The sequence below is a fragment of the Burkholderia singularis genome, from assembly GCF_001718875.1.
GTDB classification, from domain to species: Bacteria; Pseudomonadota; Gammaproteobacteria; order Burkholderiales; family Burkholderiaceae; genus Burkholderia; species Burkholderia singularis.
In genome coordinates, this window is record NZ_CP013449.1 from 1,226,642 (window position 1) to 1,249,947 (window position 23,306).

Consider the following 23,306-nt stretch of genomic DNA (forward strand, 5'->3'; position numbering starts at 1 on the left):
CGAGCGGCTGTCCGGCGATTCGAGCGATTCGAGCGATTCGAGCGATTCGAGCGATTCGAGCGATTCGAGCGATTCGAGCGATTCGAGCGATTCGAGCGATTCGAGCGATTCGAGCGATTCGAGCGATTCGAGCGATTCGAGCGATTCGAGCGATTCGAGCGATTCGAGCGATTCGAGCGATTCGAGCGATTCGAGCGATTCGAGCGATTCGAGCGATTCGAGCGATTCGAGCGATTCGAGCGATTCGAGCCCGCGCAACGCGGCCGCCCGCCCCCACCGAGCCGCCGTCGCGGGCAGCCCCGCGCGCGGCGCGCCAACCGAACCGGAGCCTCCACCCGTGACTTTTCTCGGCATCGATCTCGGCACATCCGAAGTCAAGGCGATTCTCACCGACGCCGACTCCACGCCGCTCGCAACCGGCAGCGCGCCGCTATCGGTCGAGCGCCCGCATCCGCACTGGTCCGAACAAAGTCCTCAAGCGTGGTGGCACGCCACGCTCGACGCGATCGCCGCCGTGCGCGCCGCGCATGCGCGCGGCTTCGCCGCGTTGCGCGGCATCGGCCTGTCCGGCCAGATGCACGGCGCGACGCTGCTCGACCGCGCGGGCCAGGTGCTGCGCCCCGCGATTCTGTGGAACGACACGCGCGCGGCCGCCGAATGCGTCGAACTCGAGGCGCTCGTGCCCGAATCGCGCGCGATCACCGGCAACATGGCCATGCCGGGCTTCACCGCGCCGAAGCTGCTGTGGCTCGCCAAATACGAACCGGCGGTATTTCGCGCCACCGCCAAGGTGTTGCTGCCGAAGGATTACGTCGCATGGCGGCTGTCGGGCGAATTCGTGTCGGATTTATCGGATGCGTCCGGCACACTGTGGGTGGACGTCGGCCGGCGCGACTGGTCCGAGCGGATGCTCGCCGCAACCGAGCTGTCGCGCGAGCAGATGCCGCGCCTCGTCGAAGGCAACGCGGCGGCGGCGGCGTTGCGCGATACGTTGCGGCGCGACTGGGGTATCGCCGGCCCGGTGACGATCGCGGGCGGCGCTGGCGACAACGCGGCCAGCGCGATCGGCATGGGCATCGCGAACGCGGGCAGCGGTTTCCTGTCGCTTGGCACCTCCGGCGTGCTGTTCGCCGGCAACAACCGCTTTGCGCCGAATCCCGATGCCGGCGTACATGCGTTCTGTCATTGCCTGCCGGCGCGCTGGCATCAGATGAGCGTGATTCTGTCGGCGGCGGCGAGCCTCGACTGGTTCGCCAAGACGACCGGCATCGCGATCGACGCGCTGCCCGCGCTTGCCGAGCAAGCCGACGCGGCGCGCGCGCCGCTCTTTCTGCCGTACCTGAGCGGCGAGCGCACGCCGCACAACGATGCGAACGCACGCGGCGTGTTTTTCGGCGTCGCGAGCGAACACCGCGCGGGCGATCTGGCGTATGCGGTGATGGAAGGCGTCGCGTTCGCGATGGCCGACGGCTACGCGGCGCTGCGCGAAGCCGGCACGACGCTCGACGCGGCGTCGTTCATCGGCGGCGGCTCGAAAAGCGCGCTGTGGGCCCGGCTTTGCGCGGACGCGACGGGAATAGCGATGCACCGGCACGAGGGCGGCGCGCTCGGCGCGGCGCTCGGTGCGGCGCGGCTCGCCCGGTTGGCGGCGACGCAGGACACGATCGACGAGGTCTGCGTGACGCCCGCGATCATCGAGACGATCGCGCCCGATCCCGCCCGCTCGGCGCTGCTGGCTGGACGCCTCGCGCGGTATCGTCGGCTGTATCGCGCGTTGAAGGACGAATTCGCGGCGTAGCGGCGTGACGAGCGGACGCTCGGCGCATTTCGTTCGGTTCACTCGGGGCGGGCCGCCGGATTGACTCGTTGCCGCCGGCACGCGGAAATCCACGCGTTCGCAAGAGCCGCCTCGAGCGCGGGCCAGATCGGACGCCACCGGCCGCGTGACGCATTGCGCGACGCGGCACCGCACGGCGAAGCACCGCGCCATACGGCGAAGCTCGTCCGGCTCGACGAAGCGTCGCGCGACACAGCACCGCCCTGCAACGCAAACGCGGCCGCACCCGCCGCACCTTCTACCGTTCGCGCTTGCGACGCGCGACGCCGCCACCCGCCCCGGAGCAGCGCCGCGTTCCCGGCATTCCCACCCCCGCGTCGATTCCGTCAATACACGTCGCGCGCATACCGCTTGTCCTTCGCGAGCCGCGCGACGTACTCCGCCGCGCGTTCGTCGGTCATTCCTCCATGCCGGGCGACCACCGTGCGCAACGCCGCGTCGACGTCCTTCGCCATCCGCGCGGCGTCGCCGCACACGTAGAAATGCGCGCCCTCGTCCAGCCACGCCCATAGCTGCTTGCCGTGCTCGATCATCCGGTCCTGCACGTAGATCTTCTGCGCCTGGTCGCGCGAGAACGCGAGATCGAGCCGCGTCAAAAAACCGTCGTCGCGCATCTGCGTGAGTTCGTCGCTGTAGTAGAAATCCGTGTCCGCGTGCCGCTCGCCGAAAAACAGCCAGTTGCGCCCTGTCGCGCCGCGCGCGCGCCGCTCGTGCAGGAAGCCGCGAAACGGCGCGACGCCGGTGCCGGGCCCGACCATCACGATCGGCACGTCGCCGCTCGCGGGCGGCCGGAAGTGCGCGGACTTTTGCACGAACACCGGCACGTTCGCATCGGCCGCGCGATCCGCGAGGAACGTCGACGCGACGCCCTTGCGCTGCCGCCGCCCGTTGTTGTAGCGAACCGCCGACACGGTCAGGTGGATCTCGCCACGGTGAGCGCTCGGCGCAGACGCGATCGAATACAGCCGGGGCTGCAGCCGCTTGAGCATGCCGATCAGCTCGGCCGCCGATAGCTCGACGGGAAACTCGTGCAGCACGTCGGCAAGTTGCTGCCCCCATAGCCAGTGCTTGAGATCGGCACGGCGATCGTCGCGCAGCAGGCTTTTCAGCGCATCGCCCGCCGGGCTGCGCGCCGCGATGAACGCGAGCGTGTCCGGATGCGTGCGCGTGATGTCGAAGTGCCTGGCAAGCGCGTCCGCCGCGCGCAGCTCGCCCAGCCCCGCGACCGTCACCGGCGCGTCCGGCTCGACGTGCGCGAGCGTCAGCAACTCGTCGACGAGCGCCGGGCAGTTGGTCGGCCACACGCCGAGCGCATCGCCCGTTTCGTATTCGAGCGCCGTGCCGTCCGTCGACAGCGACACGTAACGCGTGTCCTTGGCCGCGCCCGCCCGGTTGAGCCGGCGGTTCGCGATCAGCCGCGACGCGGCCGGGCGCGCTTTCGTCGGCACCGCGCCGGCCGCGATCATGCCGTCGGCGGGCACCGCGTGCAGCGCGGCATCGTCCTCCTTGATCCGCGCGATCACGCGCTCGAGCCAGGCATCGGCACCCGGCTGGTATTCGGCATCGCAATCGACGCGCTCGATCACGCGCGCCGCGCCGAGCGCGGCCAGCCGCTCGTCGAGCCGGCGGCCGTGGCCGCAAAACTGATCGTAGTTGCGATCGCCGAACGCGAGCACCGCATAGCGCACGCCGTCGATGCGAGGCGCGTCGTTCGCGCTCAGCGCGGCCCAGAAATCCTGGCCGTTATCGGGCGCGTCGCCATCGCCGAACGTGCTCGTCATCAACAGCACGTATTGCGCCTTCGGCAGCGCGTCGACCGGATAGTCGGCCATGCAGGTCACGCGGATCTCGAAACCGGAGTCCATCAACTGGGTCGCGTAGCGCTCGGTCAGCGATTCGACATTGCCCGTCTGCGACGCCCACAGCAGCGTGACCTTCGGCCGCGTGCGCAGAATCCGCACGCCGTTCGCCGCATTCGCCACCTGCGCAACACGGGCCGGCGCGCCGGCCGCGGCCGTTGCCAGCGCGGCGCCGGCCGGCAAACGCGCGTGCTCTTCCGGTCCGCCGCCGGGGCCGGGCGCGCGGCTGAACAGCCCGGCGAGCAGGCCGTCGAGCCATAGCCGGGTGTCGGCCGCAAGCGGCGCGCCGTCGGGCATGACCGGCACGCCCGCGAGCCGCGCCTGCGCGGCGGCCGCGCGCAAGCCGCCGATGAAGCCCTCGACGTAGACGCGCTCGGCGTCGGTGAGCCGTCGCGCGCCCGCCTGGGCGGGGATGCCGAGCAAATCGGCGAAAGTGTCGATATCGGCCATGTTCGATTCCTCGAAGGCGGCAACGGATGCGCAGCCGGACGGCGTGGTGCGCGCGCTGCCGGATGCCGTGCCGGCCGACGCCGCGCGCGCGTCGCCGGGCATCGCGGCTGCGGCTGCGGCAGCTTCAGCGGCGACGGCGGCGGCGCAATGCGGCTGGGCGGCGGCAGCCGTGTCGCCGTCGGCGTCGGCGCGCGCGCCGCTGGCTACGTCGACGCGCGCGAGCGACACCGCGCAGAATTTAAGTTCGGGCTGTAACGACACCGGATCGACCGCGTCGCTCGTCACCGCATTCACGCACAGCTCGTCGCCGTACACGTCGTTCCAGTGAATCGGCGCAAAGCACGCGCCCGGGCGCACGCGCTTCGTCACGACGGCTGGCAGGACCGCGCGGCCGCGCGGCGAGCGGATCTCGACGCTGTCGTTCGCGCCGATCGCGAGCGTCGCCGCGTCGTCCGGATGAATCTCGACGAACGGGCGCGGATTGAGCTTGTTCAGCATCGCGACCTTGCCCGTCTTCGTCATCGTATGCCACTGATGCTGCAGCCGGCCGGTGTTCAGCACGATCGGGAACTCGCGCGTCGGCGCGTCGGCCGGCGCGACGTGCGGCCGCGCGAAGAAGCGCGCGCGGCCGGAGGGTGTCGGAAACACGGGCCGCTGCGGCGCGGCAGCGCCCTCGCCGGTTCCCTGGGCCGCGCCGCCCGTCAGATAGCGGATCGGATGGCGGCTTTCGCCGTCGCCGGGCGGGCACGGCCATTGAATCGGCGCCGCGCGCAGCGCCGCGTGGCTTGCGCCGCGCAGATCGTAGCCCGTTCTCGGATTCGCGAAGCGCGTGATCTCGTCGAATATTTCGGCAGCCGAACGATAATCGAATGCGTCGCCAAAGCCCATCGCGGCGGCAACCTGCGCGATGATCCGCCAGTCGGGCAGCGCGTCGCCGGGCGGCTCGACGGCCTGCTGCATCAGCGTCAGATTGCGCTCGGAGTTGATCATCACGCCTTCGGCCTCCGCCCAAAGCGCGCCCGGCAGCAGGATGTCCGCATAGCGGTTGGTTTCAGTATCGAGAAACGCGTCCTGCACGATCACCAGCTCGGCTGCCTTCAACGCCGCGATCACGCTGCTGCGGTTCGCGACCGTCGCGGCCGGATTCGTGCAAATGATCCAGCACGCCTTAATATCGCCCGCGGCCATCTTGCGGAACAGCTCGACCGTGCCGCCGCCCGCGTCCTGCCTGAGCGTGCCGGCGGGCAGGTTCCACACGGTCTCGACGAAGCGGCGCTCGTCGCCGTCGAGCGCGCTGCGCTGGCCCGGCAGCCCCGGCCCCATGTAGCCCATCTCGCGCCCGCCCATGGCGTTGGGCTGGCCGGTCAACGAAAACGGGCCGCTGCCGGGCCGGCAGATCTTGCCCGTCGCGAGATGCAGATTGCAGATTGCGTTCGTGTTCGCAGTGCCGTGCGTGCTCTGGTTGAGGCCCATCGTCCAGCAGCTCGTCCATTCGCCCGCCTCGCCAATCCACTGCGCGGCGAGCCGGATGTCGGCCTCGGCCAGCCCGGTAAGCTCGGCCACGCGCGCGGGCGTGTAGTCGGCAAGAAACGCCGGCATCGCGTCCCAGCCTTCGGTGTGCGCGGCGATGAAATCCGCATCGGTCTGGCCGTTTTCGTGCAGCAGATGGAGCAACCCGTTGAGCAGCGCGAGATCGGTGCCCGGCCGGATCTGCAGGAACAGCCCGGCCTTGTCGGCAGTCGCGGTGCGGCGCGGATCGACGACGATCAGCTTCGCGCCCGCCTTCACGCGGTCCATCATCCGCAGGAACAGAATCGGATGGCAGTCGGCCATGTTCGAGCCGATCACGAAGAACAGATCCGCGCGATCGAAATCCTGATACGAACCGGGCGGCCCATCCGCGCCGAGCGACAGCTTGTAGCCGCTGCCCGCGCTCGCCATGCACAGCCGCGAGTTCGACTCGACGTGCGGCGTGCGGACATAGCCCTTCGCCAGCTTGTTGACGAGATACTGCGCTTCGAGCGAAAGCTGGCCCGACACGTAGAACGCGATCGCGTCGGGGCCATGCGCGTCGAGCACCGCGCGCAGCCGGCGCGCGGTCTCGGCAATCGCGTCGGACATCGGCACCGGCGCCGGATCGTGATCGCGCGTGTCGCGCACGAACGCATGTTCGAGACGGCCGGCGTTGCGCAACGCGACGTGCGCGGACGAGCCCTTCGTGCACAAACGGCCGTAATTGCTCGGGTGCTCGGCGTCGCCGGACACTTTGACCACCTCGCCGTCCTCCACATGCAGCACCATCCCGCAGCCGACGCCGCAATACGGACACACGCTCTTCACGCTCGCCATCATCATTCGCCTCGGGTTCGTTCGGTCACGCGGCGCGCCGTGCGCGCGCACGCGCGCGCATCACGCGGCCACCCAGACGTCGCCGTCCTCGACGCGCGACGCATACGCGGCCACCGATTTGTCCGGCGCTTCGAGACATTCGCCGGTGCGCAGGTCGAAGTGCTGCTTGTACAACGGCGACGCCACGACGATCCGCTCGCCGATGCTGCCGATCAGCCCTCGCGAGAGCACTGCGGCGCGCGAATGCGGATCGATGTTGTCGATCGCGAATACCTGCGCGCGGGCGGCGTCGGCGGCATCGATATGGAACACGGCGATCTGCTCGCCGTTGACGAGCGCGCAGATGCCGGTGTTCGGCACGATGTCGTCGAGCGCGCAAATGCGGGTCCAGCCGGAAGCGGTTTGATGGCGGTTCATGTCGATCTCCTGGCAGACAAAGGCTTCAAAGGTCTTCAGCGGGCTTCGTTCAAAAAGGCTTCAACGAAGCTCACGCCGTTTCGGTTTGCGCTTCGGTTTCGAACGCGGGCCGCGCATCCGGCGCGAGCGCATCGCGCTCGCCGGGCATCGCGGGCCGGATCTGGCCGCGCTCCTTCACGAACGCGATCGTCGAATCGGGCGCGTCGCTGTTGACGAAATGGCGGAAGCGCCGGCGCGTGGCCGGATCGTCGACGGCCTTCTTCCATTCGCATTCGTAGGTATCGACGATGCGCTGCATGTCGGCCTCCAGCTCGGCGGCAATCCCCAGCTTGTCGTGCACCACGACGTCGATCAGATAATCGAGCCCGCCTTCGAGGCTGTCGCGCCAGACGCTGGTGCGCTGCAACCGGTCGGCGGTGCGGATGTAGAACATCAGGAAGCGGTCGATGTAGCGCACGAGCGCGTGGCGATCGAGATCGGCGGCGAGCAGCTCCGCATGGCGCGGCTTCATTCCGCCATTGCCGCACACGTACAGGTTCCAGCCCTTCTCGGTGGCGATCACGCCAATGTCCTTGCCTTGCGCCTCCGCGCATTCGCGGGTGCAGCCGGACACGCCGAACTTCAGCTTGTGCGGCGCGCGCAGCCCCTTGTAGCGGTTCTCGAGCGCGATCGCGAGGCCGACCGAATCGCCGACGCCGTAGCGGCACCACGTCGAGCCGACGCACGATTTCACGGTGCGCAGCGCCTTGCCGTACGCATGCCCGGATTCGAAGCCGGCTGCGATCAGTTCCTCCCAGATCAGCGGCAGTTGCTCGACGCGCGCGCCGAACAGATCGACGCGCTGGCCGCCCGTGATCTTCGTATAGAGCCCGTACTTCTGCGCGATCTGGCCGACCGCGATCAGCCCTTGCGGCGTGACCTCGCCGCCCGGCATCCGCGGCACGACCGAATACGTGCCGTCGCGCTGGATGTTCGCGAGGAAGTAGTCGTTCGAATCCTGCAAGCCCGCGTGCTCGTGCTTCAGCACGAATTCGTTCCAGCACGACGCGAGAATGCTCGCGGCGACCGGCTTGCAAATGTCGCAGCCGAGCCCGCGCCCGTGCCGCTTGAGCAGCTCGCCGAACGTTTCGATCCGGCCGACGCGCACCAGATGAAAAAGCTCCTGCCGCGAATACGGGAAGTGCTCGCACAGATGGTTGTTCACCGCGAGCCCCTGCCGCTTCATCTCGGCTTTCATGATCTGCGTGACGAGCGGCACGCAGCCGCCGCACGAGGTGCCCGCGCCGGTGCAGCTCTTCAGCGCGCCGATGCTGGTCGCGCCGCCGGCGAGCGCATCGCAAAGCTGCCCCTTGGTCACGTTGTTGCACGAGCAGATCGGCGCGGCGTCGGGCAGCGCGTCGACGCCGAGCGCCGGCTTCGCGCCGCCGTCCGGCTGCGGCAGGATCAGGAATTCGGGCGCGTCCGGCAACGCGATCCGGTTCAGCATCATCTGCAACAGCGTGCCGTACTCGGCCGCGTCGCCCACCATCACCGCGCCGAGCAGATGCGTGCCGCATTCCGATACGACGAGCTTCTTGTAGATCTGCTTGCGCTCGTCCGCGAACTGGTAGACGCGGCTGCCGGGCGTCTTGCCATGCGCATCGCCGATGCTCGCGACATCGACGCCCATCAGCTTGAGTTTGGTGCTCAGATCGGCGCCGGCGAACGCCGCATCGACGCCCGTGAGCCGCCGCGCGACGACGCGCGCCATCTCGTAGCCCGGCGCGACCAGGCCGAACGTCTGGCCGCGCCACGCCGCGCATTCGCCGATGGCGTAGATATCGGCGTCGCTCGTCATGCAGTGCTCGTCGATCGCCACGCCGCCGCGCGGCCCGATCTCGAGCCCGCATTGCCGCGCGATCTCGTCGCGCGGCCGGATGCCAGCGGAGAACACGATCATGTCGGCGTCCAGATGCGTGCCGTCGGCGAATTGCATCCGGTGCGCGGCCGTGCCGCCGTCGGTGATCGCGAGCGTGTTCTTGTCCGTATGCACGCGCACGCCGAGCGCCTCGATGCGCCCGCGCAGCATCCGGCCGCCGCCTTCGTCGACCTGCACCGCCATCAGCCGCGGAGCGAATTCGACGACGTGCGTGTCGAGCCCCATGTCGAGCAGCGCCTTCGCGCATTCGAGGCCGAGCAGCCCGCCGCCGACCACCACGCCGCTGTTCGCGCGCGCGCCACACGCCTGCATCGCCTCCAGATCCTCGATCGTCCGGTAGACGAAGCAGCCGGCGCGCTCGCGCCCCGGCACCGGCGGCACGAACGGCGTCGAACCGGTCGCGAGCACGAGCTTGTCGTAGCCGAGCGTGTCGCCGCTGGACAGCGTGACGGTATGCGCGCCGCGGTCGACCGCGCTCGCCTTCGTGTTCAACCACAGCCGGATGTTCGGATGGCGCTCGAAAAAGCCTGGTTCGACGAGCGACAGATCGTCGGCCGAGCGGCCGGAGAAGAACGCCGACAGGTGGACGCGATCGTAAGCGGGGCGCGGCTCTTCGCAGATCACGTCGATCTGCGGCGCGTGGCGCGCCTCATCCGGGCCCATGCCCGCCACGATGCATTCGAGCAGCTTATGGCCGACCATTCCGTGACCGATGACGACGATTTTCATGGTGAGGCTCCCTGTCAATTCGAAACGCCGTTGATGGTGAGCGCCTGCGCGCGCAGCGCCGCTTCGCTTGCCTTGTGCTCGGCGCTGAAGCGCACGGCGAGCGCGCAAAACGCCGCGCCGGTAACCGCCGCGCCGAGCAGCATCAGCGTCGGCTGGATCGCGCCGACGCCCTTCATCAGATATCCGGCCGCGACCGCGCCGACATTGCCGCCCGCGCCGACGATGCCCGCCACGCCGCCCAGCGCGCGGCGATCGACGAACGGCACGAGCGCGTAGGTCGCGCCGCATGCCATGTGCGTGAACAGGCCGAACGCGACCATCGCGACGACGGCCGGTGCGACGCTGCCCGCCTGCGCGAAGGCAAGCAGCCCCACGCCCTCGCCGACGATCAGCGCGAACAGCAGCGTCGCGCGCGCGTCGAGCCCGCGCCGCGCGGCCACGCGATCCGACAGCCAGCCGCCGAGGCCGCGCGCGAACAACGCGAGCAGCCCGAAGACGCCCGCGGCCAGCCCCGCATCCTTCAGCGACAAATGAAAACGATCGACGTAGTACAGCGCAGCGACGTTGTGCATGAATACTTCGACGCCGAAGCACGCGCCGTAGGTGACGAACAGCATCCATACGCGGTAGTTCGCGCATGCGGCTGCGAAGCTCGCGAAGCCGCCTTTCTTGCCGCTGCCGACGGTGACGCCGCGCGCGCGCAAGTCGGCGAAATCGCCTTGCGGGCAATCCTGCGTCGCACGCCAGTAGACGCACGCCATCGCCAGCATCGCGACGCCCGGCACGGCGAGCGCGGCGCGCCATGCGGACGCGTCGCTCAAGCCGAGCAGCGCGGCGGCCAGCAACAGCGGCATCAGCGCCTGCGCGGCGCCCGCGCCGGCGTTGCCCCAGCCCGCCGCGGCCGCATTCGCGGTGCCGACCACGTTCGGCGCGAACATCATCGACGTGTGGTACTGGGTGATCACGAAGCTCGCGCCCACCGCCCCGATGCCAAGGCGGCACAGCAGGAACGTGGTGTAGTCATGGCTGAACGACGCGGCGAACACCGGAATCGCGCCGAGCGACAGCAACGCCGCATAAACGCGCCGCGGGCCGTAGCGGTCGCACAGCGGGCCGACCACGAGCCGCACGGCGATCGTCGCCGCGACGGCCGCGATGTTGATGTCCGCGACCTGCGCGGCGCTCAGCTTGAATTCGTGCGCGATGACGGGCATCAGCGGCGCGCACGCGAACCATGCGAAAAAGCAAATGAAGAACGCCATCCACGTCAGGTGGAAAGCGCGCATCGGCGCAGTGCGCCAGTTCAGCAAATCGATGCGGGTAGCCTTGTCGGACATTGCGTGTTGTCTCACCAAACGAAAACGGCGCCCTGCGAATCCCGTCGGATGACCGGATGCGTAGGACGCCGTTGCCCAAAACGCGCCCGTTGCCGGGCGAATCGATAGTCGGTGCCGCGAAGCGGATCGCCGTTGATCCGCCCGCCGAACGTTACGCAAGCGCCATGCCAAGCGTGCGGAAACGAGATGGGCCGTGCATCGCGCGATAAAAGACGAGTGCGGCGTCGCCGCGCCGACGATACGCCGTGAGGCAGCAGGCACAGTTGTAGTGCAATGCAGCACTGTCGGCGTGCGGCGAATGGGCGCGCAAATCGTGCGCTGACGCGCCGGGGCATGGGGAGCTTGCGCGGCGATCGCCATTGGCCCGGTTATTGCTCCGCGCTTATTGCATGCTGATTGTTCGCTGATCGTTCGATTGAGGAACACCGCCGGCAACGACGCCAGCGGCATATCGGACGCTCGCTGGAATCAACGGCGGCGTGCGGCAGCGGCACACGCGCCTGCGGCAGCGGCAAATTCGCGGCGCGGCAGCGGCATCCGCCGTGCGGCCACGCGTCAAGTCCGTGGCCTGCGAGCAGCGGCCAACTGAAGCGCGAGCAGGTTGCGCGTATTCGTCGCGCGCTGCGCTCGGGATGGGACAACGGCGTCCCGCGCATCCGCCCGGCCAGCCCGGCCAGGTGCGCGGGACGCCGTTTTCGTTTCGGCCAGACAGTGGTCAGACAGCAGCGCAGCAGCATGTGTGAGCAATGCGCCGCGCCGCCGGGCGCGGCCGCACAGGAGCCAAGCAGGAAACGACAGGAAACGGATGATGAAGAAGATTGGCAACGTGACGCTGCTGGGCGCCGGCCCGGGCGCGCTCGACCTGCTGACGATCCGCGCCGCGAAAGCGCTGGCGGCGGCCGACGTGCTGCTGCTCGACGATCTCGTCGCGCCGGAAATCGCGGTGCTCGCGCCGCGCGCGCGCGTCATTCGCGTCGGCAAGCGCGGCGGCTGCCGCTCAACCCCGCAGGCATTCATCGAGCGGCTGATGTGCCGCTATGCGCTGCGCGGCGAGCGCGTGGTGCGCGTAAAGGGCGGCGACGCGCTGCTGTTCGGCCGCGCAGGCGAGGAGCTTGCCGCGCTGCGCGCGGCCGGAGTGCCGGTCGACATCGTCAACGGCATCTCGGCGGGCTTTGCCGCCGCCGCGAGCCTGCAAGTGTCGCTCACGCACCGCGAGCATTGCCAGGGCGTCACGTTCGTCACCGCGCACAAGCAGGATCACGGCGAACCCGATTGGCGCTCGCTCGCCGCGGCCGGCACGACGCTCGTGATCTACATGGGCATGAGCCGCCTCGATACAGTCGCGGCGGGCTTGCTCGCGGCGCTCGACGCGTCGATGCCGGCCGCGATCGTCCAATGGGCGGGCACACCGGCCGAGCGGCGCTGGACCGGCACGCTCGGCCGACTGGCCGCCGCCGCGGCCGAAACCGGGCTGGGCAGCCCGGCGGTGATCCTCGTCGGGCGTGCGATCGGTGACGCGGTGGATGAAGCGGTCGGTGGAGTGCTCGATGAAGCAGCCGGTAAAGCAATCGGTAGAGCGCTCGACGAAGCAGCCAATAAAGCGGTCAGCGGAATGCTCGACGAAGCAGCCAACAAAGCGGTCAGCGGAATGCTCGACGAAGCAGCCAACAAAGCGGTCAGCGCAGCGCTCGACGAGGCAGTCAGTAAAGCGGTCGGTGGAGCGCTCGACGAAGCAGCCGATAAAGCGTCCGGTAAAACACGCGACGAAGCGTTCCCCGCTCCGGCCTGCGAAGCGGGCCCGCACGGCGAGGCCGCCGGACGCGCGTCCTCCGGCACGCCCGCCCGCCTGCCCGTGCGTGACCCCGAGTCCGCGCGCGCGCCGGTCCCGGCCGCGGCATGATCCGCCCGGCGCAGCGCATGGCCCCCATTGCCGGCACCGGCTCGCCCGTGTTTGCGCACGCCACGGCGGCCCGCGCGCCGGCCGTTCTTCGATGCGCGCGCGCCGCGACGCCGCGCCCGTCTCTTGCGCCTGCCCGATGGAATTGACCGATTCGACCGACCACGGCGCCCGGTTGCGCGTGCTGCTCGTCACCGACACCGACAAGCCGCTCGGTGAGCTGCGCGACGCGCTCGCGCGCATCGGCTACGAGATGCTCGACGAAGTCGCCACGCCCGCGCGGCTGCCCGCCGCCATCGAAAAGGAACGCCCGGACGTCGTGATCATCGATACCGAATCGCCGTCGCGCGACACGCTGGAGCAGCTCGCGGTCATGAACGCCACCGCGCCGCGGCCCGTGCTGATGTTCAGCCACGACGCCGACCAGCAACTGATCCGCGCGGCGGTCGGCGCGGGAGTCAGCGCGTATCTGGTCGAAGGCTTGTCGGCCGAGCGGCTCGCGCCGATTCTCGAAGTCGCGCTCGCGCGCTTCTCGCATGACGCGCGCTTGCGCCAGCGGCTCACGGAGGTCGAACGCGAGCTTGCCGATCGCAAGCTCATCGACCGCGCCAAGCGCATGCTGATGGAGCACCGCCGGCTGTCCGAGCAGCAAGCTTACGCGACGCTTCGGCGCAGCGCGATGAACCAAGGCATCCGGATCGTCGACGCGGCGCGCCTGCTGCTTGCCGACCACCCGCCCTCTTGAAGGTGTGACCCGCATGAATACCCGCCATTTCGATGCCCCGGAGCGACGCCATCTGCGCATCGGTTTCGTCGCGCTCTGCGACGCGGCGCCGCTTGTCGCCGCGCGGCATCTGGCGCTCGGCGAGCGCTACGGCATCACGCTGGAGCTGTGCCGGCAGCCTTCGTGGGCGAGCATCCGCGACAAGCTGCTATCCGGAGAACTCGACGCCGCGCACACGCTATACGGCCTCGTATACGGCGTGCAGCTCGGCATCGGCGGGCCGCGCGCCGACATGGCGGTGCTGATGGTGCTCAACCGCAACGGCCAGGCAATCACGTTCTCGAACCGGCTGGCCGACGCGTATCAGTCGCAGCACGTCGCGCCCGGCCCTGGGCCGCATCAGCCGGACAAGCTGCGCGCCGCGCTCGCCACGCTCGGGCGCAAGCCCGTGTTCGCGCAAACCTTTCCAACCGGCACGCATGCGATGTGGCTGTATCACTGGCTCGCGGCGCGCGGCGTCGATCCGATGCGCGATATCCGCAGCATCGTGATTCCGCCGCCGGAGATGGTCGATGCGCTCGCGTCCGGCGAGCTGGACGGGCTGTGCGTCGGCGAGCCGTGGAACGCGGTTGCCGACGCATGCGGCGTGGGCCGCACCGTCGCGGCGACCAGCGAGGTCTGGCTCGATCACCCGGAAAAGGCGCTCGCGTGCCGGCGCGAGTTCGCATCGCTGTATCCGAACACGGCGCGCGCGCTCGTGCGCGCGCTGCTCGACGCATGCGCATGGCTCGACGAGCCCGGTCATCGCGCGCTTGCGGCCGAATGGCTCGCCGCGCCGGACGCGATCGGCGTGCCGGTTGCGCAAATCGCGCCGCGGCTGCTCGGCGATTACGGCCCAGGGCCGTTCGCGCAACCGCCCGCGCCGATCCGCTTTCACGGTCACGGCACGGTGAACCGGCCGCTCGCGAGCGACGGGCTGTGGTTTCTGTCGCAATACCGGCGCTGGCGGATGCTGGACGGGCCGGCCGACGACGCGGCCATCGCGGCGGGCGTCGCGCACACCGCGCTGTACGACGAAGCCGCCACCGCGTGGCGCGCGACGCCGCCCTCATGACACCACTGCCGCGCCGTCGATCGAAATCGTCCAGCAGCCATTCGAAGCGATACTCAAATTCCGCTATTCCACAATACCGCGCTGCTTATTTCGATTTTTAATTGCGCCCGCGCTTAATTAAGCACAATCAACCATGACGTAAAACGTTTGACATGAAAAACGGACTCGATCCGGGCAAACGTTTTACGTCGATTCACCGTTGAACGTTTAACGGTCTTTGAAGTTAAATGACGAGATATTTCGGCATAGTTTCACCCGCATAAACGCAGCGCAGCGTGGTTTCGGCTCGAAGCCACGCAGAATCACCGGGTGCTCGGGATATCGCTATCCGAGTGCGCCGTCAAAAATAAATCGGTACTCGTGCCGGACCGACGCAATGCGGCAATACACGTGCCGGCCTGGTATCGACCACACGCCAAAAAAATCAAGATTGATCGACGAGGAATTTCGGGGATGTTTGCAAATAGCTTGCTCGCGCTTCGCATCGGAAATAAAAATGCCGGTTTAGCATCGGCCGCTCGCCCATTGACTGTCGCGTTGTCTGTCGAATCCGATTATCCCGGTTCGCATTCGGCCGCCGGATTGACCGAACCGGGCACGCCGCACCGGCACGTCACCGATTTCGTCCGCCACCGTCGGCGATGACGCCGCTTCATCGTTTTCGCTAAATCGTATCGACGCCGGATTCACCGGGCTTGCTCGTCCGGCGCGGCGTCGAATTGCGAATTCCTTTCTCGCGAAAATCCAAAAGCTCGCCCATGACGGGCGCATCCGGTTCGTCCGATGACGGCGCAACCGTGCGCGCGCATGCCGGGCTGGAAGCCTGTTATGTCGACATTCACTTTGCCCTGCCGCGCCGGCGCCGCGCGGCGGCGTCTTGCATCGCTCATCGGGTTGGCGCTCGCGTGCGCGATGCCAAGTGCGCACGCGAGCGCATCCGCCGATGCCGGCACGCGCGCGCAACAACTCGCCGATGCGCAAAGCCGGCTCGCCGCGCATCGGCGCGTCGAAGCGCTCGCGCTTTGCGAAGACATCCTGCAACGTTGGCCGGATGATCCGGACGCGCTGCGCCTGCGCGTGCGCGCGCTATCCGAACTGGGCGCTGCCGGGCAAGCGCTGTATTGGGCGCAACAACTGCGTGCGCCGCTGCCGGACGCGGAGCTGGCCGCGCTGCACGCCGATCTGGCCGCGCACCAGACCCGCTGGGCGCGCACGATGCCGGCCGATCCGAATCGGCCTTACGCGCAAAGCGATCGCGCCGTCGCCACGCTCGACGATGCGCGCGAACGCTACCGCACTTACGCCGGGCTTCGCCGCCGCCTCGACGCCGATCGCCTGGTTTCGACGAGCGAAGCGGCACGCGGCGCCGAGACCATAGAAGGCTATCGGGCGATGCAACAGGCCGGCGAGCCGTTGCCGCCCTATGCCGAGGTCGCCGTGGCCGACGCGTTGATGCAGCAGCGGCAGCCGGAACAGGCGATCCCGCTGTACGAGGCCGGCATCGCGAGCCACCCTGGCCCGTATGCGGACGACGAAAGCGATCCGCACATCTCGCTGGCATACGCGTACCTCGAAGCGTGGCGCGCGCGATGCGCTCGCGCTCGCGGATCGCACGGCCGCAGACGCGCCGGCGTGGCTGCCGCCGGCGGCCGGCCTCGAACCGCGCCCGAACCCGCACAAGATCGGCGCCGACATCGCCGCTGCCGTGCTGCGCGACAACGTCTGGCTGCACCGCGACGCCTGGGAGCGCCTGCAAGCGCTGCGCGCCGAGGCGCCGGCCAACGTGGCGCTGTGGCGCAACCTCGCATACGTCGAGCGCATGCGCGGCTGGCCGCGCCGCTCCGAGGCAACCGCCGTCGGCGCGGCCGGACTCGATCCGGAGGACACCGGCACGCGGCTCGAGGCAATCGACGACTGGCGCGAACTCAACGATTTCGCGCGCGTCGAGCCGGCGCTGCGCGATCTGGAGCAGATCATCCCGCGCGAGCAGCGCGTGCAACTCACGCGTCAAGCGTGGGATAGGCAGCGCGGCTGGCAGTTCGACATCGATCACTACAACGGCAAGGGCGGCAAATCGACCTACGGCGACTACGACAACGAAACCGAGGCCGTGCTGCAAAGCCCGCTGCTGTACAACCATTGGCGCGTGGCCGGCATCGCGCGGCTCGCCGGCGGCTCGCTCGACGAAGGCGGCCGCGCCCAGCGCTACCGGCTCGGCGCGGGCGTGCGCGGCTACGCGCGCGGCTTCGAAGCCTACCTGCAAGCGCTGCCCGGCATCGGCCAGACCCGCGGCATCGCGCTCGAATCGGGCTTCAAATGGTCGCCGAACGATCACTGGACTTTCGGCGTCGACTGGAGCACCAAGGGCGACGCGCACGTGCCGCTGCGCGCAAGCGCGTTCGGCATCACGGCCCACAGCTACGACGCGAGCGCGCAATGGCGTGCGAGCGAATTGACGCGCGCAGGCATCGCCGCATCGTATGACCGCTTCAGCGACGGCAACCGCCGCTACGGTTGGCAAGCCGATCTGACGCAGCGGCTCTACACCGCGCGCTACTTCACGGTGGACGGCGGCGCGCAGCTTGGCCTGTCGCACAACCGCCTGACCGACGTTCCCTATTACAGCCCCGCGCAAGCGCGCTGGGCCATGCTGACCGGACGGATCGACCATATGCTCTATCAACGCAACGAACGCGACTGGCGGCACAGCCTCGATGCCGCCATCGGCCCATACAACGAACGCGGCCACGGCACCGGCTGGGCGGCCAGCGTGCGCTACGGGCAGATCTTTCAGCCGCGCGGCGGGCTGAGCTTCGGCTGGGGCGTGGGCTGGACCAGCCAGCCTTACGACGGCAAGCGCGAATCGCGCGTGATGCTCGATCTCACTCTGCACTGGGGGCAATGAGCGATGCGCCGGCTGCTTTCGCTGATTCTGCTGGTGTGGCTCGCAGCAAGCGCCGCGCGCGCGGCCGACCGCCTCGACGCGTTGAGCGGCGCGCTGCGCACACGCGCCGCGCCCCCGCCGCTCATCGTGCTGACCTATCACGACGTGCTCGACGACGTGCGCGACGCGCCGCGCAAGGACGAGATCCCGGTCAGCACCGATCACCTGATCGCCCACTTCGAATGGCTGCGCGCAAACGGCTTTCACATGGTCAGCCTCGACGACGTGCTCGCCGCCGGGCGCGGCGAACGCCCGCTGCCGGACAAAGCCGTGCTGCTGACCTTCGACGACGGCCTCGCCAGCGCGTACAGCCGCGTGTACCCGCTGTTGCGCGCATACCGCTACCCGGCGCTGTTCGCGCTCGAAGGCTCGTGGATCGACCTGCCGCCCGGCAAGACCTTCGACTACAACGGCAAATCATGCGGCCGCGAATGCTTCGTGACCTGGAGCCAGGTGCGCGAGATGCAGGCGTCGGGCCTGATCGAATTCGCGTCGCACACCTACGATCTGCATCGCGGCATCGTCGGCAATCCGCAACGCAATCTGCTGCCGGCCGCGGTGCATCTGCTCTACGATCCCGCACGCGGCTACGAAACGCCCGGCGCGTACCGCGAGCGCATCCGCGCCGACCTCGCGCGCAGCGCCGACGAGATCGCGCGCGAGACCGGCCGCCGGCCGCGCGCGATCGTCTGGCCATACGGCGACTACAACCAGATCGCCGAAGAAGAGGCGGCCAGGCTCGGCATGACCGTCTCGCTGAGCCTGGACGACGCCCGCGCCCAACTCAAGCCCGGCGTCACCGTGCCGCGCCTGCTGATCGCCGGCAACATGGGCGTCGACGGGCTCGCGACGCTGATCTACGAGCAACGCAAAGTGCAGCCGCAACGCATCGTGCAGGTGGATCTCGACTACGTGTACGATCCCGATCCCGCGCAGCAGGAGCAAAACCTGTCGGCGCTGCTCGAGCGCATCAAACGGATGAAGCCGAGCCAGGTGTGGCTGCAGGCTTATGCCGATCCGGACGGCGACGGCGTTGCCGATGCGCTGTATTTTCCGAACCGCCATCTGCCGATGCGCGCCGATCTGTTCTCGCGCGTCGCATGGCAGTTGAGCACGCGCTGCAACGTGCAGGTGTATGCGTGGATGCCGGTGCTCGCGCTGCGCTTGGCGCACGCGCAACATCTGCCGACGCTCGGCCGCCCGGGCGATCCGAACGACCGCGATCACTACCGGCTCGCGCCGTGGTCGCCCGACGTGCGCCGCGTGATCGGCGACGTCTACGAGGATCTCGCGATGCACGCGTTTTTCGACGGCCTGCTGTTCTCCGATGATGCGTACCTGCGCGACACCGATTCGCTCGGCCCGCTTGCCGGCAGCACGCCCGCGCAGCGCACGCAATATCTGATCGACTTCACGAAGGAGTTGACCGCGCGCGCGTCGCGCTGGCGCTCGCCGCTGAAGACCGCGCGCAATCTCTACGCGCGGCCGGTACTCGAGCCGCGCGCCGAGGCGTGGTTCGCGCAGAGCCTGCCGGCATTCAACGCCGCCTACGACTACACCGCGCTGATGGCGATGCCGCAACTCGACGGCGAGCCGACGGCCGACAGCTGGCTGCGCCGCCTCGTCGACGCGGTGGCCGCGCATCCCGGCGGCCTCGAGCGCACACTGTTCGAGCTGGCCGCGGTTGACTGGCGCCACGGCCACCAGCCGGTGCCGGCCGCGGCGCTCGGCGCACGCATGCGCGTGCTGCAGGAGCAAGGCGCGCGGCACGTCGGCTACTACCCCGACGATTTCATTCGAAACCAGCCGCCGCTGGAGGCGATCCGGCCGTTCGTCTCGAGCGCCGAGCACCCGTATCCGGAACGCTGAGGAGACTCCATGGACGAACTGATCCCGTTGATGCTCGGGTATGCGTTTTACTATCCGCTCGTGATGTCGCTCGTCTGGCTGAGCGGCAGCCTCATCTACTACTTCCGCTGGGAGCGCAACGAACCGCCGCGCATCAAGCCGCCGCCGCTCGACGACTATCCGTTCGTGACGCTCGTGGTGCCTTGCCACAACGAAGGCGAGCAGGTGCGCGAAACCATCGCGTATCTCGACGCGCAGCGCTATCCGGATTTCGAAATCGTCGCCGTCAACGACGGCTCCACCGACGACACCGGCACGCAGCTCGACGCGCTGCTCGCCGCCTACCCGCGCCTGCGCGTGATCCACTTCGCCGCCAACCAGGGCAAGGCGATGGGCTTGCGCATGGCCGCGATGGCCGCGCGCGGCGAGTATCTGGTCTGCGTCGACGGCGACGCGCTGCTCGACGAATACGCGACGCACTGGCTGATGCGCCACATGACGAGCGGGCCGCGGGTGGGCGCGGTCACCGGCAATCCGCGCATCCGCAACCGCTCGACGCTGCTCGGCAAGCTGCAGGTCGGCGAATTCTCGTCGATCATCGGTCTCATCAAGCGCGCGCAGCGCGTCTACGGACGCCTCTTTACCGTCTCCGGCGTGATCGCGTGCTTTCGCAAGAGCGCGCTGCACGACGTGGGCTACTGGAGCACCGACATGGTCACCGAGGACATCGACATCAGCTGGCGTCTGCAAATGCGCCATTGGGACATCCGTTACGAGCCGAACGCGCTGTGCTGGATCCTGATGCCGGAAACGCTGCGCGGCCTGTGGCGGCAGCGGCTGCGCTGGGCGCAAGGCGGCGTCGAGGTGATCCTGCGCTACACGGCGGGCCTCTGCCGCTGGCGCGCGCGCCGCAAGTGGCCAGTCGCGATCGAATACATGCTCAGCTTGATCTGGGCCTACGTGATGTTCGGCATCATCGTGCTGTGGCTGCTCGGCCTCGTGCTGCCCGTGCCCGACGCGCTGTACGTGCGCACGCTGCTGCCGCAATGGCATGGCGTCGTGCTGGGGCTCGTGTGCCTGCTCCAGTTCGGCGTCAGCGCGCTGATCGACCGGCGCTACGAAACGCGCATGGGCCGCAACTACTACTGGATGATCTGGTATCCGCTCGCGTACTGGCTGCTCAATACGCTGACCACCGTGGTCGCGCTGCCAAAGGCGCTGATGAAGCGCAAAGGCACGCGCGCGATATGGGTCAGCCCGGACCGGGGGGTGCGATGAAAGCCGATGTCATCGTGATCCAGCGGCCGGAGCGGCAACCGAAAGCCCAGCGCTATCTGTTCGCGTTCGCCACGGCGTTCGCGTGGATCGCGTGGAGCTGGCTGTGGCTGCCGCTCGTCACGCTGGTTGCGTGGGGCGTCGGCCTGCGCAACGGCTACGTGCAGCTCGTGGTGCTCAAGCACGGCATGGGCGCGCGCGATCTGCTGATCGTCGTGGCGATCGGCCTCGCATGCGCGATGCTGTCGCTCGCCTGGTCCGGCTACAACCTGTTGCGTTACGGCAAGCTCGATCGGCGCCGCAACCGGCCCGTCGCTGATCGGCTCGCGATGGCCGGCGCGTTGAACGTGCCGCCGCCGACCGCCATCGAAATGCACCGCTCGCAAAGGATCGTGCTGGAGTTCCGGCACGACGGCAGTGTGTCGCATCGGCGGGAACGTCTACCGAGCGCCGCGCTCGCGCAGTCCGCGCGGTAGACGCGGCGGGACAATGCGCCGGAACAATGCCGCGCGCATCCGATGCATCCGCACGCATCGGATGCGCGCGGCGCCCGCCGCCGAAATGCATAGCGCAATGATCGACAGGCCCGGCCGCGTTGCGCCGGATGCCTCGCCTTCCCGTTCATACCCGCCGATGGGGCCGCCGCCCCCCCGGCTGCCTCACTCCCCGTCACGCCCCACCTCACGCCAGCCTCGCAAACTGACCGACACGATCGCCATGCTGGTGACAGCGCGAGCGCCGGCGGCCCGCGCCCACCCGCCGGAGCCGCGCGCCCGCGGCCGCGCGGCGTCGAAATTTGCCAACGCGCGGACAGCCGAACTTCAAATGCGTTCTTTTAAACATCCTGCTTCCAGATAATCATTTCTTATTGCGCGAGACAGTTATCTCTCGCAATCATTTCCAATATCAAACGTTTTACCTATCAAAATAAAACTTTTACCGCAAACGTTTAACCGGATTTTCCCGTCACTCGTTTGACAGTTTTTAAAATTCGCCTTTACATTTTTTCGGCATAGTTGCACCCGCATAAAAACAGCACGACGACGCCGCAAAAGCCGCTTGGAACGGCCGGACGCTCGGCCGATACGACATCGGCTCGAATCGGTCCATCAATAAAACGGTGCAACGTCAGTCAAGCGCAGTGTTCACGCAAGCGCGCGGCCACGCAGGCCGCGCAGGTGAAAACACAGACCAATTCGTTACGGGGAAATATCGAGAATGTCGCGGAAAATCTTATCCGTCTTCGGCACTCGGCCAGAGGCCATCAAAATGGCGCCGGTCGTCAACGCAATCGCAGCCATGCCGGAACTCGAATCTGTCGTTTGCGTGAGCGGCCAGCATCGTTCGATGTTGTCGCAAGTGCTCGATCTGTTCGACATCGCGCCACGGCACGATCTCGCTCTGATGACCGACAATCAGACGCTCAACGGCCTCGCCGCGCGGCTCATCGCCGCGTTCGACGACGTGCTCGCCCGCGAGCAGCCCGACCACGTGCTCGTGCACGGCGACACGACCACCGCCTGCGCGGCCGCGCTCGCCGCGTTTCATCGCCGCATTCCGGTCGGCCACGTCGAGGCCGGGCTGCGCACCGGCGATCTTGCGCGGCCGTGGCCCGAGGAGATGAACCGGCGCGTCGTCGACGTCGTCAGCGATCTGATGTTCGCGCCGACGCAGCGCTCGAAAATGAACCTGCAGGCCGAAGCGCTGCGCGGCCGCGTGATCGTCACCGGCAACACGGTGATCGACGCGCTCCACCAAACGACTGCCCGCCTCGACGCGGACGCGGCGCTGCGCGCCGAACTCGACGCCAGCCTGCCGCTGCTCGACGACACGCAGCCGATCCTGCTCGTGACCGGCCACCGCCGCGAGAGCTTCGGCGCGGGCTTCGCGTCGATCTGCCGCGCGCTCGACACGCTCGCGCGCAGCCAGGCCGTGCAGATCGTCTATCCGGTGCATCTGAATCCGAATGTGCGCGGCCCGGTGCATGCGCTGGTCGGCGCGACGCCGAACGTGCATCTGATCGAGCCGCTCGACTATCTGCGCTTCGTGCGGCTGATGCAGCGCGCGTCGATCGTGCTGACCGATTCGGGCGGCGTGCAGGAAGAAGCGCCCGCGCTCGGCAAGCCGGTGCTCGTGATGCGCGACGTCACCGAACGGCCGGAGGCGGTCGCGGCCGGCGCGGTCGAACTGGTCGGCACGCAGCATCAAACGATCGTCGACGCCGTGCGCGAGCGGCTCGCGGCGCTGCGCGCGGGCGGTGCGCCGCGTGCGCCGATCAGCCCTTACGGGGATGGGCACGCGGCGCAGCGGATCGCCGCCGCGATCGCCGGGCGGCCGTTCACCGAGTTCGCGCACGCCGCGCCGCGGCACAGCCACGCGCACGCGAGCCCGCAGCCCGCTTAGGCGCGCCGCAACGGCCGCGCAACCGCGCGTGGCCGCGTCGTCCGGCCACGCGCGAACCCGCCGCGGCATACGCCGCCCGTCTGCCCGCGCGGCAGAGATTGGGCGATGCGCGCCGCCGATTCGCGTGGCGCGTCGCGTCGCACGTGGCCGTCCATCGCGTTGCTTGCCGTCCGGTATCCCGATTCATCCGTTGATCCGCATCCTG

Annotated in this window: 14 protein-coding genes and 1 pseudogene; 10 read left to right on the top strand and 5 right to left on the bottom strand. The window is 68.5% G+C overall.

Annotation, left to right across the window (positions count from 1 at the left end):
- Nucleotides 1–337 precede the first annotated feature (337 nt).
- The gene (gene xylB, locus AQ611_RS20930) at nt 338–1,798 is read left to right on the top strand and encodes a xylulokinase (protein WP_069236440.1); all 1,461 of its coding nucleotides are present in this window, start codon (nt 338–340) and stop codon (nt 1,796–1,798) included.
- A gap of 365 nt (nt 1,799–2,163) precedes the next feature.
- Here the strand turns inward: xylB and AQ611_RS20940 are convergent, their stop codons facing one another.
- The 4 genes from AQ611_RS20940 to AQ611_RS20955 all read right to left on the bottom strand — a co-directional run bounded on the left by AQ611_RS20940 (nt 2,164) and on the right by AQ611_RS20955 (nt 10,896).
- Nucleotides 2,164–6,501, bottom strand: coding sequence for a bifunctional nitrate reductase/sulfite reductase flavoprotein subunit alpha (locus AQ611_RS20940; RefSeq protein WP_069235921.1), 4,338 nt, complete (start codon nt 6,499–6,501; stop codon nt 2,164–2,166).
- Nucleotides 6,502–6,555: 54 nt separating this feature from the next.
- Nucleotides 6,556–6,912 (bottom strand): nitrite reductase small subunit NirD, encoded by a 357-nt coding sequence (gene nirD / locus AQ611_RS20945; protein WP_059516371.1) that lies wholly within the window; start codon nt 6,910–6,912, stop codon nt 6,556–6,558.
- A gap of 70 nt (nt 6,913–6,982) precedes the next feature.
- The gene (gene nirB, locus AQ611_RS20950; protein WP_069235922.1) at nt 6,983–9,559 is read right to left on the bottom strand and encodes a nitrite reductase large subunit NirB; all 2,577 of its coding nucleotides are present in this window, start codon (nt 9,557–9,559) and stop codon (nt 6,983–6,985) included.
- A gap of 14 nt (nt 9,560–9,573) precedes the next feature.
- Complete coding sequence (locus AQ611_RS20955) at nt 9,574–10,896, bottom strand: MFS transporter (protein ID WP_059516368.1); 1,323 nt, start codon at nt 10,894–10,896, stop codon at nt 9,574–9,576.
- A gap of 808 nt (nt 10,897–11,704) precedes the next feature.
- On the opposite strand from AQ611_RS20955, the pseudogene cobA reads away from it, so the two are divergent.
- The 4 genes and pseudogenes from cobA to AQ611_RS25835 form a co-directional block, all read left to right on the top strand.
- Nucleotides 11,705–12,502: pseudogene (cobA, locus tag AQ611_RS20960) on the top strand (uroporphyrinogen-III C-methyltransferase); the annotation flags it as partial.
- Nucleotides 12,503–12,932: 430 nt separating this feature from the next.
- Nucleotides 12,933–13,538 (top strand): ANTAR domain-containing response regulator, encoded by a 606-nt coding sequence (locus AQ611_RS20965; protein ID WP_059516382.1) that lies wholly within the window; start codon nt 12,933–12,935, stop codon nt 13,536–13,538.
- Between the two features lie 13 nt (nt 13,539–13,551).
- Nucleotides 13,552–14,631 (top strand): CmpA/NrtA family ABC transporter substrate-binding protein, encoded by a 1,080-nt coding sequence (locus AQ611_RS20970; protein WP_069235923.1) that lies wholly within the window; start codon nt 13,552–13,554, stop codon nt 14,629–14,631.
- A 309-nt stretch (nt 14,632–14,940) separates the two neighbouring features.
- Nucleotides 14,941–15,276 (top strand): hypothetical protein, encoded by a 336-nt coding sequence (locus AQ611_RS25835; protein WP_146011764.1) that lies wholly within the window; start codon nt 14,941–14,943, stop codon nt 15,274–15,276.
- 441 nt (nt 15,277–15,717) lie between these two features.
- Here AQ611_RS25835 and AQ611_RS20980 read toward each other — a convergent pair whose 3' ends face one another.
- Nucleotides 15,718–16,143, bottom strand: coding sequence for a hypothetical protein (locus AQ611_RS20980; RefSeq protein WP_069235925.1), 426 nt, complete (start codon nt 16,141–16,143; stop codon nt 15,718–15,720).
- 10 nt (nt 16,144–16,153) lie between these two features.
- Here AQ611_RS20980 and AQ611_RS20985 point away from each other — a divergent pair, with 10 nt between their 5' ends.
- The 5 genes from AQ611_RS20985 (at nt 16,154) to wecB (ending at nt 23,101) form a co-directional block, all read left to right on the top strand.
- The gene (locus AQ611_RS20985) at nt 16,154–17,536 is read left to right on the top strand and encodes a PgaA family protein (RefSeq protein ID WP_069235926.1); all 1,383 of its coding nucleotides are present in this window, start codon (nt 16,154–16,156) and stop codon (nt 17,534–17,536) included.
- Nucleotides 17,537–17,539: 3 nt separating this feature from the next.
- Nucleotides 17,540–19,444, top strand: coding sequence for a poly-beta-1,6-N-acetyl-D-glucosamine N-deacetylase PgaB (gene pgaB, locus AQ611_RS20990; protein WP_069235927.1), 1,905 nt, complete (start codon nt 17,540–17,542; stop codon nt 19,442–19,444).
- A 9-nt stretch (nt 19,445–19,453) separates the two neighbouring features.
- Nucleotides 19,454–20,701 carry a poly-beta-1,6-N-acetyl-D-glucosamine synthase gene (gene pgaC / locus AQ611_RS20995; RefSeq protein WP_059516361.1) on the top strand — a complete coding sequence of 416 codons (1,248 nt, stop codon included), beginning with the start codon at nt 19,454–19,456 and terminating at the stop codon, nt 20,699–20,701.
- A complete protein-coding gene (gene pgaD / locus AQ611_RS21000; protein ID WP_069235928.1) occupies nt 20,698–21,174 on the top strand; it encodes a poly-beta-1,6-N-acetyl-D-glucosamine biosynthesis protein PgaD in 477 nt (158 codons plus the stop codon). The genes pgaC and pgaD overlap by 4 nt, the downstream gene beginning before the upstream one ends.
- A gap of 742 nt (nt 21,175–21,916) precedes the next feature.
- Nucleotides 21,917–23,101, top strand: a complete 1,185-nt coding sequence (wecB, locus tag AQ611_RS21005) for a non-hydrolyzing UDP-N-acetylglucosamine 2-epimerase (RefSeq protein WP_069235929.1) — start codon at nt 21,917–21,919, stop codon at nt 23,099–23,101.
- The last annotated feature ends 205 nt before the right edge of the window (nt 23,102–23,306 follow it).

Excerpts from the sequence above, each read along its gene's own strand:
- AQ611_RS20940 (WP_069235921.1), bottom strand. The coding sequence starts at position 6,501 with ATGATGATGGCGAGCGTGAAGAGCGTGTGTCCGTATTGCGGCGTCGGC.
- nirD (WP_059516371.1), bottom strand. The coding sequence starts at position 6,912 with ATGAACCGCCATCAAACCGCTTCCGGCTGGACCCGCATTTGCGCGCTC.
- nirB (WP_069235922.1), bottom strand. The coding sequence starts at position 9,559 with ATGAAAATCGTCGTCATCGGTCACGGAATGGTCGGCCATAAGCTGCTC.
- AQ611_RS20955 (WP_059516368.1), bottom strand. The coding sequence starts at position 10,896 with ATGTCCGACAAGGCTACCCGCATCGATTTGCTGAACTGGCGCACTGCG.
- AQ611_RS20965 (WP_059516382.1), top strand. The coding sequence starts at position 12,933 with ATGGAATTGACCGATTCGACCGACCACGGCGCCCGGTTGCGCGTGCTG.
- AQ611_RS20970 (WP_069235923.1), top strand. The coding sequence starts at position 13,552 with ATGAATACCCGCCATTTCGATGCCCCGGAGCGACGCCATCTGCGCATC.
- AQ611_RS20985 (WP_069235926.1), top strand. The coding sequence starts at position 16,154 with ATGCGGACGACGAAAGCGATCCGCACATCTCGCTGGCATACGCGTACC.
- pgaB (WP_069235927.1), top strand. The coding sequence starts at position 17,540 with ATGCGCCGGCTGCTTTCGCTGATTCTGCTGGTGTGGCTCGCAGCAAGC.
- pgaC (WP_059516361.1), top strand. The coding sequence starts at position 19,454 with ATGGACGAACTGATCCCGTTGATGCTCGGGTATGCGTTTTACTATCCG.
- pgaD (WP_069235928.1), top strand. The coding sequence starts at position 20,698 with ATGAAAGCCGATGTCATCGTGATCCAGCGGCCGGAGCGGCAACCGAAA.
- wecB (WP_069235929.1), top strand. The coding sequence starts at position 21,917 with ATGTCGCGGAAAATCTTATCCGTCTTCGGCACTCGGCCAGAGGCCATC.